Here is a 14,260-nt window from a genome sequence, read left to right as displayed (position 1 = left end):
CGCGCGCGGGGGGGGCGCGGGGGGGCGGGGGGGGGGGGGGGGCGGGGCGCGGCCCCCCCCCCCCCCCCCCCCCCCCCCCCCCCCCCCCCCCGTCCTCGTGTCGCGGGTTGGCCCTGTCAGTCGGCCGTCGGAATCTGCGGTGCGAGGAGGGCGGGCAGTCGGGTCGTGCGCGGCTTCGCCGGGATCTCGGCCACGGCACGGGCGAGCGCCTGGTCCACACCGTGGACCACGGACAGATGGCGCTGCGCCCGGCCGAACGCCGTGTAGACCCAGGGCCGGCTGAGCGCCTGCACGGCATCGCCGGGCAGCACCACGACCACCGCGGGCCACCGCGAGCCCACCGCCTGGTGCGCGGTCAGCGCCCACCCGTGCCGCACGGACTGCTCCACCCGCTCCTGCGGTACGACGACGGCCTCGCCGGCACACGACAGGTGCAGCCCGCCGACGTCGGCCTTGACCACGCGGCCCGGCAGCGTACGGCCCGGCGCGGGGGAGTAGGCGATCCGGTCGCCGGGATCGAAACCGCCGAACCGCCCGGGACCCGGGTTGAGCCGCTCCTTCAGGGCCACGTTCAACGCACGCGTGCCGACCGCACCACCATGCCCCGGCGTGATCACCTGCGTCTCCTCGACGGGAACCCCGATCGCCCGGGGCACCGAGTCCGCGACGAGCTGTACGGTCCGGTGCACGGCCTCGCCCGCGTCCCGCACCGGGACGATGACGACCTCCTTGCCGGGGGCCTCGACCTGGTTGAGCTCGCCGATGCCGATGCCGGAGACCAGCTCGCCGAGCGGACCCGGGTCCGGGCGCCGGGAGGCGACCTGCGGACAGATCCGCGCGGCCAGCAGATCCGCGAACACCCGCCCGGGACCCACGGACCACAGCACCGCCGGATCGCCGGCCAGCACCAGCCGGGCGCCGTCCGCCAACGACTCGGTGAGCAGCGCCGCCGTCTCGACGTCCAGCTGCGGCGCGTCGAGCACCACGAGCAGGTCGAGATCCAGCGCCCCGTCGGCGTCCCGGCCGGGCCCTTCGGCACCGGACAGCAGCCCGGCGACGGTGGCGACAGCGGCCGCATCGCTTTCCGGTACGTCGTCACGGGCGACGTGCGCCGCGAAGCGGGCACGGCCGATCGGACCGTGCGCGGCAGCCCAGGCACGCAACCCCAGCCCGCGCGCCGCGCGCACCAGCAGGGCCGGTTCGGCCCGGGCTGCCTCCCCACCCGTATGCAGGACCAGGCCGTGGCCCGCGACCGCCCGGATCAGCTCGGCCGTGGAGCCCCCGGCAGAGGCGGCGGCCTGCTCCCAGTCGGCGGCCGAACCGTCCTCCTTCGGCACCGAGTTGATCAGCCGGGCCAGGCCGTCGGCGAGGCTCTCCTCGGCGAGGGCGTACCGCTCCAGACCGACGAGGACACGCACCGGGCGCTCCTCGTCCTCCTCGTCCGCCTCCGCCCCGTCACCCCGCTCCCGCCGGGCCGGCACCCCGGGCTCGTCCAGGGCGTCCTGGAAGACCAGGGCGTCGCCCTCGGCGAGAGCGCTCTGGACGGCCGCGTCGGCATCCGGCACACCCCGCTGGGCCAGCGCGGCGGTGAGCGCCGGCATCTCCAGGGCGGTGTGCCCGGCGAGGGCGGCCTGCTCCAGCAGCCAGACGGTGACCGCACGGCCGCGCCGCTCGTCGTCCGGAGCGGACTCCGCGCCGAGCAGCGCCCGCGCGAACCCGTCGGCCTGCTCGGGCCGCACCCCCGGGACCCGCAACAACTGCCAGGGATCCGCCCGCAATTGCTCGTCGGCACCCTCACCGAGGGCGGCGGCGACCTGCGGTGCGAGCGCGTCCGGCGCTCCGCCCTCGGCCAGTACCCGCCCCACGGACTCGACGTTCTCCGCCGCGGGGGCCGCAGCCGCGGCCACCGGGCGGGCCGACACCGGCTGCGGCCTCGGCTCAGGCGCGGGGCGGCGTGCGGGTTGGGGCTCGCTGAAGACGGCGGCCACGGGCTTCTCGCCGCTCTCCACCGCCCGTACGGCCGCGAGAAGGTCGGCGGCCTTCCCGCTGAGCTTGGTCCCGGCGGGGATGGGCCCTTGCTTCTCGGCCTTCCGCCTCTCGATCCGCTCCCGCTCCAGCCGCTGCGCGGCCAGCTCGGCCTCGGCCTCGGACAACTTCTTCGCTTCTTCGGCATCGCCGGTCGCGGTATCCCCGACGGTCGTGCCCTCGGGGGCGGCGCCCTCCGCCGCGGCGCCCGGTGTCCCCGGCTCGGCGTCCTCTGCGTCCTCAGCGGGCTCCGGCTCCGTGCTCACAGCGTGCTCCAGTCGTGATCGGGATAGCGGTGCACGGGCGCCGACACGTCGTCGAGCGCCCGGCAGATCTCGTCAGGAAGACTAAGGGCCTCCACTGACAATGCCGCCGCGAGCTGCTGCGCGTTGCGCGCGCCGACGATCGGCGCGGCCACCCCCGGCCGGTCGCGGACCCAGGCGAGGGCCACCTGCAGCGGCGTCACCGCGAGCCCGTCCGCCGCCGTCGTCACGGCGTCCACGATCCGGCCCGCCGTGTCGTCGAGATACGGCGCGACGAACGGCGCCAGATGCTCCGAGGCGCCCCGCGAGTCGGCGGGCGTCGAATGCCGGTACTTGCCGGTGAGCACCCCGCGTCCGAGCGGCGACGAGGGCAGCATCCCGATCCCCAGGTCCAGCGCGGCCGGCAGCACCTCACGCTCGACACCCCGCTGGAGCAACGAGTACTCCAGCTGCGTACTGGCCAGCCGGGTCCGCGTCCCCGGCGCCGCGATCTGCCAGGTCGCGGCCTTGGCGAGCTGCCAGCCGCAGAAGTTGGAGACCCCGGCGTACCGGGCTCGCCCGCTGCTGACCGCCAGGTCCAGTGCCTGAAGGGTCTCCTCCAGCGGGGTGTCCGGATCGAAGGCGTGGATGTGCCACACGTCGACGTAGTCCGTGCCGAGCCGGGCCAGCGAGGCGTCCAGCGCGGAGAGCAGATGCCCGCGCGAGCCGTCGAACCGGCGGTCGGGATCCGGCACGCTGCCGGCCTTCGTCGAGATGACCAGGTCCCGGCGCGGCACGAGACCTTCTATGAGACGGCCGAGCAGATACTCCGCCTCCCCGTCGCCGTACACGTCCGCCGTGTCGACGAGACTCCCACCCGCTTCCCAGAACGTCTTCAAGAGGTCCGCGGCGTCGTGCTCGTCGGTGTCCCGGCCCCAAGTGAGAGTGCCGAGCCCGATCCGGGACACACGCAGGCCGGTGCGGCCGAGATGCCTCTGCTCCATGAACGCCGAGATTACTGGCCAGAACCTGCCGCGTGGGGCCCTGTGGACAACCAGTTCCCCCCAGCGCCACACCCACCGACTGGGGGCAGAGGTGGGTTGGGGGTAGGGATGGCCGCTACCCACGTTGCGGGATCCGCCGTCGCCGTCCGGGCGAGGGATGGTTGTTTTGTCGCAAGCGTGGATGCTCCGGCACGCACCCGCGTAGGGCGGCAAGGGGACGTGTCGGGGGGTGTCCGCCCGCAGGGTTGGCGCGTCAACACCAACACCTCGACAAGCGACCGATTCCGCGCCGTTCCGAGGACGGACACCCCCCGACACGTCCCCGACCCCCAACGAAACCGAAGGCGCCCCGCGCACCGCCACGCACCCGCACGCTAAGGTCTCCGAACAAGGGACGTTACTGATCGGTAAGGGGATTCGGCATGCAGCTCGGGATCAACCTCGGCTACTGGGGTGCCGGCATGGACGCGGACAATCTGGCCGTCGCCCAGGAGGCCGACCGGCTCGGATACGCCGTCTGCTGGGCCGCAGAGGCCTACGGCTCGGACGCGGCCACCGTACTCACCTGGGTCGCCGCACAGACCGAGCGCATCGACGTGGGCTCGGCCATCTTCCAGATCCCGGCCCGCCAGCCGGCGATGACCGCGATGACCGCCGCCACCCTCGACTCGCTCTCGGGCGGCCGCTTCCGCCTCGGCCTCGGCGTCTCCGGCCCCCAGGTCTCCGAGGGCTGGTACGGCGTCAAGTTCGACAAGCCGCTCTCCCGCACCCGCGAGTACGTCGAGATCATCCGCAAGGCGATGACCCGCGAGCGCCTCTCCTTCGAGGGCGAGCACTGGACCCTGCCCCTCCCCGGCGGCCCCGGCAAGCCCATCAAGCTCACCGTGCACCCGGAACGCGAGCACATCCCGCTGTACATCGCCGCCATCGGCCCGAAGAACCTCGAACAGACCGGCGAGATCGCGGACGGCGCGCTGCTGATCTTCCCCTCGGCCGACCACCTCGAGGACACGGCGATCAAGTACCTGCGCGCGGGGCGTGAGAAGGCCGGCAAGACCCTCGACGGTTTCGACGTCTGCCCGACCCTGCCCCTCGCCGTCGGCGACGACAAGGACGTGACCACGCTCGCCGACACCTTCCGCCCGTACACCGCGCTGTACGTCGGCGGCATGGGCAGCCGCAAGCAGAACTTCTACAACCAGCTCGCCCGACGCATGGGCTACGAGCAGGAGGCCGCCGAGATCCAGGACAAGTACCTGTCCGGCGACAAGCAGGGCGCGGCCGCCGCCATCCCGCACGACCTGATCGACCAGACGACACTGCTGGGCTCGGTCGACCGCATCGCGGACCGGATGAAGGCGTACGCCGCGGTCGGAGTCACCACGCTCACCCTCGCCCCCGCGGGCTTCACGCTCGACGAGCGGATCGCCTCGCTGCGCGCCGGCACGGAGGCCCTGGAGCGCGCCGGGCTCGCATAGAGCCCGGGCCACACAAGCCCGGCCCCGCATCACAACTCGCGTTCGCCCAAGACAAGCAAAGACCGAAGTTTCCACGGCCGTGGTGGGGGCTCGGGGGTCTTCCCCGCCACGGCCGTCACGCAGAACAACGCGCCCCGGCCCGTGCGGTTACGCCCCGGAGCGACCCCGCGGGTCCTCCTTCTGGCGGAGTTGTCCGGCACAGCTGTTGCAGGACCCCTCTCGCCGCATTTGACTCGTTCTTTGCGGAACCCTGCGGAGAGTCCTGCGGAGAGGTGCTGACGATGCTTTCGGCCAAGAGTCTGTTCCAGGAGATCCTCGACGACGACGAGTCCTTCCGTCTGTTCTGCTCCATCGCGGCCAGCGGGGAATCCCAGGGCGGCTGGGAGAACGCCCGCATCGCCGCGCTCGTCCCCGAGAGCGAGCGCCGGATGGCCCCCAAGATCACCCGGCACGGAGCCGACGAGGACAAGCACGGGCGGATCTTCAACGCCCTGATGAAGAAGCGCGGCCTCGAACCCGTGCCCGTTCCGCCCGGGACCGACTACACGATGCTCCTGGAGAAGCACGGCATCGGACTCGCCCACGAGAAGCTCAGGGGCGACCGGCCGCTCACGGTGGAGGACATCGTCACCTACCTCTCGCACAGCAGGGTCACCGAGCAGCGGGCCGCCGACCAGATGGTGATGCTGCGCAAGCACTTCGCGGACGACCCGATGGTCGGCAAGGCCGTCCGGATGATCTCCAACGACGAGGACAACCACCTCGCGTACACCCACGAGGAGCTGCTGCGCCTCGCGGCGGCCGGGCACGGACGGCTGATCCAGCGGACGCTGCGCGAGTGCGCGCTCGTCGAGATCGGCATCTACCGGGACGTCAGCCTCGCCGTCATGGCGCACATGGGCCGCATCCTGGGCTGGCCGAGGGCGAAGTCGGCGGTGCTCGCGGCGGGCATCCACGCGGTGTACGGATACGAACGCCTGATGGGCTGGCGCCGGATGGTGTCCTTGAGGATGCCGGAACGCCGAGACGCCCTGGGCCGCCCGGCGGCCTCGGCCCCCGAGTTCGCCTGAACCCAAGCCCACGTGTGCGTGCACCCAAGATCGTCTCCGACCCCCACTATCCCCACTACATCCACCCCCGACTCTTGAACAGCCGGTACAGCAGCACCTCCAGACCGGCCATCAGCACAATCACCGCCGGATACGCCCACACCCAGTGCAACTCCGGCATGTGCTCGAAGTTCATGCCGTAGATCCCCGCGATCATCGTGGGGATCGCGGCCATGGCCGCCCACGCGGAGATCTTCCGCATGTCGTCGTTCTGCCGGACGCTCATCTGCGCCAGGTGCGCGGAGAGGACGTCCGAGACGAGCCGGTCCAGGCCCTCCACGGACTCGTTCACGCGCGTGAGGTGGTCGTTGACGTCACGGAAGAAGGGCTGCGCCTTGTCGTTCACGAAGGGCACCGTCCCGCCGAACTGCCCCACGCCCGCGAGGCGGGTCAGCGGCAGTGCGAGCGGGCCGGTCGCCCGGCGGAACTCAAGGATCTGGCGTTTGAAGGTGTAGATCCGGGAAGCGGTGTGACGCGAGCCGCCGCCGTCGGGTGAGAACACCTCCGCCTCCAGCTCCTCCAGGTCGGTCTGCAGCTCGGTCGCCACGTCCAGGTAGTGGTCGACGACGGCGTCGCCGACCGCGTACAGCACGGCGGTGGGGCCCTTGGCGAGCAGCTCGGGCTCCTGCTCCATCCGGTGCCGTACGGCGCCCAGCGGGGAGCCCTCACCGTGACGGACGGTCACCACGAACGAGTCGCCGAGGAAGAGCATGACCTCGCCGGTGGAGACGGCGTCGCTCTTCGGCTCGTACACGACCGGTTTGAGGACCAGGAACAGGGAGTCGTCGTAGACCTCCAGCTTGGGCCGCTGGTGGGCCTTCAGGGCGTCCTCGACGGCCAGCGGGTGCAGGCCGAACTCCCGGGTGACGTGGTCGAACTCCTTCTCGGACGGCTCGTGCAGCCCGATCCAGACGAATCCGTGCGCCGCCCGGGCCTCGGCGAGGGCGTCGGAGAGATCCTCGGGGCCCTCCGTCCGGTGTCCGTCACGGTAGATGGCGCAGTCGACGATCACGGAGTGTGCTCCCCTTCCGCCCGCGAGCCCCGGCACGCCGGCTTCTTCGTCTCCGGGAGGCACCGGCGCGTCCCGGCCGCGGGCAGCGTACGCATACGCTGGGCCGCATGCCCACGTTGATCCTCGTCCGGCACGGACGTTCCACCGCCAACACCGAGGGACTGCTCGCCGGCTGGACGCCCGGCGTCGCTCTCGACGAGCGTGGGGCCGCGCAGGCCGCCGCGCTGCCCGGGCGGCTCGCCGAGCTGCCGATCTCCGAGGTCGTCAGCAGCCCGCTGCAGCGCTGCCAGGAGACGATCCGGCCGCTGCTCGACACCCGGCCCGGCCTCACCGCGCACACCGACGAGCGGATCGGGGAGTGCCACTACGGCGACTGGTCCGGCCGCAAGCTCGCCGAGCTCGTGGGCGAGCCGCTGATGGAGGTGGTGCAGGCGCACCCGTCGGCGGCCGCGTTCCCCGGCGGGGAGTCGATGCGGTCGATGCAGACCCGCGCGGCCGAGGCGGTGCGCGAGTGGAACGCGCGCGTGGAGCGCGACCACGGCGCCGACGCCGTGTACCTGATGTGCTCCCACGGCGACATCATCAAGTCGCTCGTGGCGGACGCACTCGGACTTCATCTCGACCTCTTCCAGCGGATTTCCGTTGAACCGTGTTCCATCACCGCGATCCGTTACACCCGCCTGAGGCCGTTTCTGGTCCGGCTCGGGGACACCGGCGACTTCACCTCCCTGGCGCCGAGCGAGGAGCCTCCGGCCGGCGAGGCCACCGTCGGGGGTGGTGCAGGCGCACCGTGATCGTCGGGCGCAGTAGGGTGAAGCGGTTCACACCCACGATTTCAATGGAGACAGGACGTGTCCCGTCAGGTGTTCCTCTACGACCCCCCGGACCGCTTCGTGGCCGGTACGGTCGGACTGCCCGGACGCCGTACGTTCTTCCTCCAGGCCACTGCCGGCCCCCGGGTGACCAGCGTGGCGCTGGAGAAGACCCAGGTCGCCGCGCTCGCCGAGCGGATGGACGAGCTGCTGGACGAGGTCGTACGCCGTAGTGGCGGCAGCGCCGCCGTCCCGGCGGTGGCGCCCACCGAAGTCGCCGACACCCGCCCTCTGGAGACCCCCGTCGAGGAGGAGTTCCGGGTCGGCACCATGGCCCTCGCCTGGGACGGCGAGGAACAGCGCATGATCGTCGAGGCGCAGGCCCTCGTGGAACTCGACGCCGACTCCGAGGAGGACCTCGCCGAGGCCGAGGAACGCCTCCTCCAGGACGAGGAGAACGGCCCCCCGATGCTGCGGGTCCGGCTCACCGGCGCGCAGGCGAGAGCCTTCGCCAAGCGTGCCCTGGACGTCGTCAACGCCGGGCGGCCGCCGTGCCCGCTGTGCAGCCTCCCGCTCGACCCGGAAGGACACGTATGTCCGCGCCAGAACGGATACCGCCGCGGAGCGTGACGACCGGGGCGACATCTGCCGAACTCCTCGCCGAGGGCGAACTCACCGTGCGCGGCCGCATCCGCGAGGCGTCCAACGCGGCGCTGTACTGCACGATCACGCACGACGGGCGGGAGGCCGCCTGCATCTACAAGCCGGTCGCCGGCGAGCAGCCCCTGTGGGACTTCCCCGACGGGACCCTCGCGCAGCGTGAGGTCGCCGCGTACGAGGTCTCCGAGGCGACCGGCTGGGGGCTGGTACCGCCCACCGTGCTGCGGGACGGGCCCTACGGCGAGGGCATGTGCCAGCTGTGGATCGAGGTGACGCCCGGGGCCGAGCTGCTCGCGCTCGTGGACGGCCAGGAGCCGGAGCCGGGTTGGAAGGCGATCAGCTTCGCCGAGGTGGGGGAGGGGCGGACCGCGCTGCTCGTGCACGCCGACGACGAGCGGCTGCGCCGGCTCGCCGTGCTCGACGCCGTGATCAACAACGCGGACCGCAAGGGCGGCCACCTCCTGCCCGCCGCCGGGAACCGGCTGTATGGCATTGATCACGGTGTCACCTTCAATGCCGAGAACAAGTTGCGGACCCTGCTGTGGGGATGGGCCGGGGAGCCGCTGACGGGTGAGGCGGTCGACGTACTGAAGGGCCTCAAGGAGGCGCTCGGCCCGGAAGGGGCGCTGGCCGCCCGGCTGACCGCGCTGGTCACCGCGGCCGAACTCGACGCCACGCGCGCGCGTGTCGACGCGCTGCTGGCCACCAGGAAGCACCCGGAGCCCAGCGGGGAGTGGCCGGCCATCCCGTGGCCGCCCGTCTAGCCGTAGAGCACACTGACCGGCCGTAGAACACACCGACCAGCCGTAGAACACACCGAGCGATATCGCGCAAGGACGCCGTACCGGCCATCCGGCCCGGTCCGGTTCGTATACGGAACATCCGTCCGGTTAGGCTCATGACATGCATGCCTGGCCCGCTTCCGAGGTCCCCGCCCTGCCTGGTCAGGGCCGCGACCTGAGGATCCACGACACCGCGACCGGCGGCTTGGTATCCCTCGACCCCGGTCCCGTCGCCCGTATCTACGTCTGCGGCATCACGCCGTACGACGCGACCCACCTGGGTCACGCGGCGACCTACAACGCGTTCGACCTTGTGCAGCGCGTGTGGCTCGACACCAAGCGGCAGGTTCACTACGTCCAGAACGTCACCGACATCGACGATCCGCTGCTGGAGCGGGCCGAGCGCGACGGCATCGACTGGGCCGCCCTCGCCGAGAAGGAGACGGCCCTCTTCCGCGAGGACATGACCGCCCTGCGGATGCTGCCGCCGCAGCAGTACATCGGCGCGGTCGAGGCGATACCCGGCATCGTGCCGCTCGTCGAACGGCTGCGGGACGCGGGTGCCGCGTACGAACTCGAGGGGGACATCTACTTCTCCGTCGAGGCCGATCCGAATTTCGGCAAGGTGTCCAACCTCGACGCCGCCGCCATGCGGCTGCTGTCCGCCGAGCGCGGGGGCGACCCCGACCGGCCGGGCAAGAAGAACCCGCTCGACCCGATGCTGTGGATGGCCGCGCGTGCGGGCGAGCCCAGCTGGGACGGCGGCTCGCTCGGGCGGGGCCGGCCCGGCTGGCACATCGAGTGCGTCGCCATCGCCCTCGACCACCTCGGGATGGGCTTCGACGTCCAGGGCGGCGGCTCCGACCTCGCCTTCCCGCACCACGAGATGGGCGCCTCGCACGCCCAGGTGCTGACCGGCGAGTTCCCCATGGCCAAGGCGTACGTCCACGCCGGCATGGTCGCCCTGCACGGCGAGAAGATGTCCAAGTCCAAGGGGAACCTGGTCTTCGTCTCGCAGCTCAGGCGCGACGGAGTCGACCCCGCGGCCATCCGGCTCGCGCTCCTCGCCCACCACTACAGGGCCGACTGGGAGTGGACCGACCAGGTCCTCCAGGACGCCCTCGACCGGCTCGGCCGCTGGCGTGCCGCCGTCTCCCGGCCCGACGGCCGGCCCGCCGACGCGCTCGTCGAGGAGATCCGCGAGGCCCTTGCCGCCGACCTCGACGCGCCGGCCGCACTGGCCGCCGTAGACCGGTGGGTGGCGCTCCAGAACGAGCGGGGCGGTACGGACGAAGGCGCGCCCGGTGTGGTGTCGCGTGCCGTGGACGCGCTGCTGGGCGTGGCGTTGTAGCGCCGGAAGACCGGGAAGACACAGTGGCGTTCCGTCGCTGAAAGACAGCAGAGAGGGGCGCTTCCTCCCCGCGGGGGAAGCGCCCCTCCCGTCTTTCCGGGGTGGGTTGTTCAGGAGCGGGTCAGATCCGCTGGATCCGCACGCTCCGCAGGACGTTCGGCGACTGGGTGTCCCATACGCCGATCACCTGGTGGCCGAAGGCGAAGGCCTCCTGGATCTGCTGGTGGATCTGCGGGGCCGGGTTGTTGAGGACCCGGAACTGGCCGTTGACGCGCAGGAAGATCTGCTGCGGCTGGCCCTGCAGCGGGTGGACGATGTCGATGAAGCCATTGGCCGCGCCGGAGGCGAGGGACTGCGCCTGGACCTGCTGGATCACCTGCTGGACCACGGTCTGCGCGAGTTGCTGCAACTGCTGTTGCACCTGCTGCTCGGCCTGCTGTGCCTGCTGTTCCTGCTGCTGACCCTGGCCGAACTGCGTTTGGGCGAGCTGCTGCAGCAACTGCTGGAACGGCTGCTGCTGGCCGAGCTGCTGCAACTGCTCGAGCGTGCCGCCGCCCATGCCGCCGCCCATGCCGAACGGCTGGTTCTGCTGCTGGTACGGCGACGTGCTCGGGAACTGCCCTTGCTGCTGGCCCTGCTGGCCCTGCTGGCCCTGCTGGCCCTGCTGTCCTTGCTGACTCATCTGCGGGTTGATGCTCATGCGAGTGCCACCTTCCATGGGTGGAATGAGGAACCGTCAGCCTGCGATGACCAGGCCGACGATCTCGTCGTCCGAGAACCAGACACGGACGTCCGGCCGTCCCCCCGCGAAGGCGGCGTGCACCGCCTGGCGGATCTCGGGGGACGGGTGGTTGAGGTTGCGCCAGCCACCGGCCACGAACAGCCGGAGGCGGGGCGGGAGTTCGCGCGGATACGGCAGCAGTTCGTCCCAGTACCGTTCGGCCTGGCCCGAGCCGACCGCCTCGGGCAGCAGCCGGGTGACCGCCGCCTTGATGTCGGGCCGGTTGCCGATCCGCTGGGAGGCGGGCCGTTCCGGCGCGTCCTGCTGCGCAGAGCCGGTGGCCCGCAGCACCGAACGGGCGCGTTCGGGGGACATCGGCGGCTGGCCGGCCGCTTTCAGCATGCCCTGCAGCGCCGCCAGCGCGCCGACCACCACCGGGGAGGCTGAGGAGGTCCCGGAGAACGTGTCCGTGTACCAGGCGATCTCCTCGGGGCCGCCCTGCAGGTCGCCGGGCCGGTCCCAGAAGCCGCCGGTGGTCGTGACCTCGCGTCCCCAGCCCTGGGCGTCCACGCGAGCGCCGTAGTTGGAGAAGGCGAGCCGCGAGCGGTCCGGGCCGTGGTCGCGGCCGTGCGTGCCGGGCGGCGGGGCGCCCGCCCCGACCAGGACGGCTCCGGAGGACGGGTTGGACGGGTTGAACGGGTCCCGCCACCACTCGGGGAACTCGTCCGGGCGGCGCTCGTACACGCCGTCGTCGAGGGACTCGCCGCCGTTGCCGGCGGCCGCCACTACGAGGACGCCCTTGGCGGTCGCGTACCGGACGGCCGCGAAGTCGTCCGGCCACCACTCCAGCGCGATGTACCCGCGCTGGTCGTCGCGCTCCGCGAAGTCGAACCGCGGCCCGGGGCGGTGCAGTTCGATCAGCACGATGTCACCGGGCGCCAGCCGGTCGGCCGCCGCGTGGATCGCGGCCGCGGTGCCGATGTCCTGGAAGGACGCGGCCGCGGTCACCGCGTCCGGCGCGATGCCGGTGACCCCGTGCTCGCCCCGGTCGCCGCCGATCACCCCGATCACGGCGGTGCCGTGGTTGCGCCAGGCGAGGTCGGCCAGCGGGGTGCCGACGACGACGCCGGCGAGCTTGGCGGCCAGGTCCTCGTGGCCCAGCTGCCAGGCGCCCTCGACGTCGATCACCGTCACGCCCTGGCCGGTGCCGCCCGGCCGCTGCCAGGCCCAGTAGGCGTCGATGCCCTCGGGCGCCGGCCGCAGATAGCCTTGCCGGCCGGTGAAGTCGGGGGTGGCGGGCGCCCCTTCCTTCAGTCGCCGGGTGTCCTCCCCGATCTGCCCGAGGGAGGCCGGTACGGCGCGCGGCTTCACGTACGCCGTGTCGACGCCCGGCAGTGCGGCGATCCGCGCCCGCAGCTCCTGGGCGCGGCTCTCCCCGCCCCGCAACCGGTAGAAGAGCGCCAGGTCGGGCGCGTCCTCCGGGCCCGCGGACGCGGACTGCCGGAGCCGCTCCTCGCTGCCGAACACTGGTTCCAGGGTGAGCTGTTCGTCGTTGAGGAACATGTTGAGGGCCGACACGTCGGCGCCCGCCGCCGAGCGGACGCCCTCTGCCCCGGCGCGCAGCCGGGCCTCCGGACGTGCGACGACGACGAGTTCCTGCTCGGCTCCTCGGTAACTGAATCCCGATCCGTCGGGCCCCGGGCCGGACGCTCCCGGACCCTGCGGCGGCTGTACCTGCTCGGTCATGGGGTACCGCTCCCTTCGTCCGTGCGGGTGCGCCTTCGGGCCCCAACCAAGCACTCCTACGGCGGTTCGTCCACCCCGTCTTCGCCAACTTGGTTTGGAACAAGTTGAATTGGGTACCGTGTGCAATCCGTCCTGAAACAGATGTCACGTCACAATCCGGCCATAGCCTGCGGAGGCGACGGTCATGTGATGGGGTGGGAGCGCCTGTTGACCGCACGGCCGGCCCGCGGGCCGGCCCTTTGCAGAAGGACGCACAGTGGCACCCACAGACCGTTCCTTCGCACGTCGAAGACTCCTCACGACGGCCGTCGCCCTCTCCGGCGCGGCCCTGCTACCGAGCACCGCGCACGCGGCCGAGACCGGGGAACACCCGTGGCCGGCACAGTTCCCGCTGCCCGACGGCTTCCAGCCCGAGGGCATCACGATCGGCGCGAAGCCCTTCGCGTACTTCGGCTCGCTCGCGGGCGGCGACATCTACCGGGCGAGCCTCGCCACCGGCCAGGGCTCCGTCGTCAGCAAGGGCCTCGGCACCGGACACCCCACCGTGGGCCTGAAGATCGACCGGCACGGTACGCTCTACCTGGCCGGCGGCGTCAGTGGCGAGATCCGCGTGGCCGACGCCCGCACGGGCGAGATCGAGCAGGTGCACGCCACCGGCGGCACCTTCGTGAACGACGTGATCCTCACCCCGGGCGCCGCCTGGTTCACGGACTCCTTCAAGGCGCAGTTGTACCGGCTGGCCCGAGGCGCCGTGGACACCGTGCCGCTGACCGGCGACTGGCAGCAGGGCCCGGACTTCACCGCCAACGGCATCGAGCGCACCCCCGACGGCAGCGCCCTGCTCGTGGTCAACGCCTTCGCGAACGGCGGCGGCCTCATGCGCGTCGACCCGCGCACCGGCGCCGCCCGCGCCGTCGACCTCGGCACGGCGAGGCTGCCCAACGGGGACGGCCTGCTGCTGCTCGGCCGGATCCTCTACGCCGTCCAGCAGCAGCAGAACGCGATCGACGTGTTCCGGCTGAACGACGCCGGCACCAAGGGCACCGCGATCGCCCGCATCACCGACCCGCGCTTCCGCATCCCGACGACGGTGGCGGCGTGGGGCCGGCGGCTGTACCTGCCGAACGCGCGCTTCGACGTGGAGCCGACACCGGAGACCGAATACGACGCGGTGGCAGTGAAGCAGGTCTGACCACGGAAAAGGGGGGGGGGGGGGGGGGGCCCCCCCCCCCCCCCGGGGGGGGGGCCCCCCCCCGCGCGGGGGGGGGGGGGGGGGGGGGGGGGGGGGGGGGGCGGGGCCCCCGGGGGCGGGGGGGGG

At 72.3% G+C, this 14,260-nt stretch carries 12 protein-coding genes; 7 read left to right on the top strand and 5 right to left on the bottom strand.

All coding sequences use genetic code 11. The features are described 5' to 3' along the window. Nucleotides 1-116: 116 nt before the first annotated feature. Nucleotides 117-2,291: a helix-hairpin-helix domain-containing protein gene (locus ACFYO2_RS46415; protein ID WP_388362704.1), complete on the bottom strand. Its 2,175-nt coding sequence runs from the start codon at nucleotides 2,289-2,291 to the stop codon at nucleotides 117-119. Beyond that, nucleotides 2,288-3,271 (bottom strand): aldo/keto reductase, encoded by a 984-nt coding sequence (locus ACFYO2_RS46410; RefSeq protein ID WP_388362701.1) that lies wholly within the window; start codon nucleotides 3,269-3,271, stop codon nucleotides 2,288-2,290. Before ACFYO2_RS46410 ends, ACFYO2_RS46415 begins: the two co-directional genes overlap by 4 nt. Before the next feature lie 422 nt (nucleotides 3,272-3,693). Between ACFYO2_RS46410 and ACFYO2_RS46405 the strand changes: the two genes are divergently transcribed. After that, nucleotides 3,694-4,749 carry an LLM class F420-dependent oxidoreductase gene (locus ACFYO2_RS46405; protein WP_388362698.1) on the top strand — a complete coding sequence of 352 codons (1,056 nt, stop codon included), beginning with the start codon at nucleotides 3,694-3,696 and terminating at the stop codon, nucleotides 4,747-4,749. Nucleotides 4,750-5,030: 281 nt separating this feature from the next. Continuing rightward, a complete protein-coding gene (locus ACFYO2_RS46400) occupies nucleotides 5,031-5,819 on the top strand; it encodes a ferritin-like domain-containing protein (protein WP_388362695.1) in 789 nt (262 codons plus the stop codon). Nucleotides 5,820-5,874: 55 nt separating this feature from the next. On the opposite strand, the gene ACFYO2_RS46395 is transcribed toward ACFYO2_RS46400, so the two are convergent. Further along, complete coding sequence (locus tag ACFYO2_RS46395; RefSeq protein ID WP_388362692.1) at nucleotides 5,875-6,870, bottom strand: magnesium and cobalt transport protein CorA; 996 nt, start codon at nucleotides 6,868-6,870, stop codon at nucleotides 5,875-5,877. A 107-nt stretch (nucleotides 6,871-6,977) separates the two neighbouring features. On the opposite strand from ACFYO2_RS46395, the gene ACFYO2_RS46390 reads away from it, so the two are divergent. The 4 genes from ACFYO2_RS46390 (at nucleotide 6,978) to mshC (ending at nucleotide 10,475) form a co-directional block, all read left to right on the top strand. Next, nucleotides 6,978-7,664: a histidine phosphatase family protein gene (locus ACFYO2_RS46390; protein WP_388362689.1), complete on the top strand. Its 687-nt coding sequence runs from the start codon at nucleotides 6,978-6,980 to the stop codon at nucleotides 7,662-7,664. 57 nt (nucleotides 7,665-7,721) lie between these two features. Beyond that, nucleotides 7,722-8,312 (top strand): DUF3090 domain-containing protein, encoded by a 591-nt coding sequence (locus ACFYO2_RS46385; protein WP_388362687.1) that lies wholly within the window; start codon nucleotides 7,722-7,724, stop codon nucleotides 8,310-8,312. Then, entirely contained in the window at nucleotides 8,276-9,106 is an 831-nt protein-coding gene (locus ACFYO2_RS46380; RefSeq protein ID WP_388362684.1) for an SCO1664 family protein, read from the top strand. Before ACFYO2_RS46385 ends, ACFYO2_RS46380 begins: the two co-directional genes overlap by 37 nt. Before the next feature lie 139 nt (nucleotides 9,107-9,245). Next, a complete protein-coding gene (gene mshC, locus ACFYO2_RS46375) occupies nucleotides 9,246-10,475 on the top strand; it encodes a cysteine--1-D-myo-inosityl 2-amino-2-deoxy-alpha-D-glucopyranoside ligase (RefSeq protein WP_388362683.1) in 1,230 nt (409 codons plus the stop codon). Between the two features lie 121 nt (nucleotides 10,476-10,596). On the opposite strand, the gene ACFYO2_RS46370 is transcribed toward mshC, so the two are convergent. Together ACFYO2_RS46370 and ACFYO2_RS46365 are read right to left on the bottom strand one after the other, a co-directional pair. Then, a complete protein-coding gene (locus tag ACFYO2_RS46370) occupies nucleotides 10,597-11,175 on the bottom strand; it encodes a hypothetical protein (protein ID WP_388362680.1) in 579 nt (192 codons plus the stop codon). A gap of 36 nt (nucleotides 11,176-11,211) precedes the next feature. Then, nucleotides 11,212-12,942, bottom strand: coding sequence for a S8 family peptidase (locus tag ACFYO2_RS46365; protein ID WP_388362677.1), 1,731 nt, complete (start codon nucleotides 12,940-12,942; stop codon nucleotides 11,212-11,214). A gap of 256 nt (nucleotides 12,943-13,198) precedes the next feature. Here ACFYO2_RS46365 and ACFYO2_RS46360 point away from each other — a divergent pair, with 256 nt between their 5' ends. Further along, nucleotides 13,199-14,134 (top strand): SMP-30/gluconolactonase/LRE family protein, encoded by a 936-nt coding sequence (locus ACFYO2_RS46360; protein WP_388362674.1) that lies wholly within the window; start codon nucleotides 13,199-13,201, stop codon nucleotides 14,132-14,134. Nucleotides 14,135-14,260: the final 126 nt, after the last annotated feature.

Source organism: Streptomyces sp. NPDC006602, from assembly GCF_042870385.1.
GTDB lineage: Bacteria > Actinomycetota > Actinomycetes > Streptomycetales > Streptomycetaceae > Streptomyces.
This window is presented reverse-complemented; position numbering and strand designations above follow the sequence as displayed.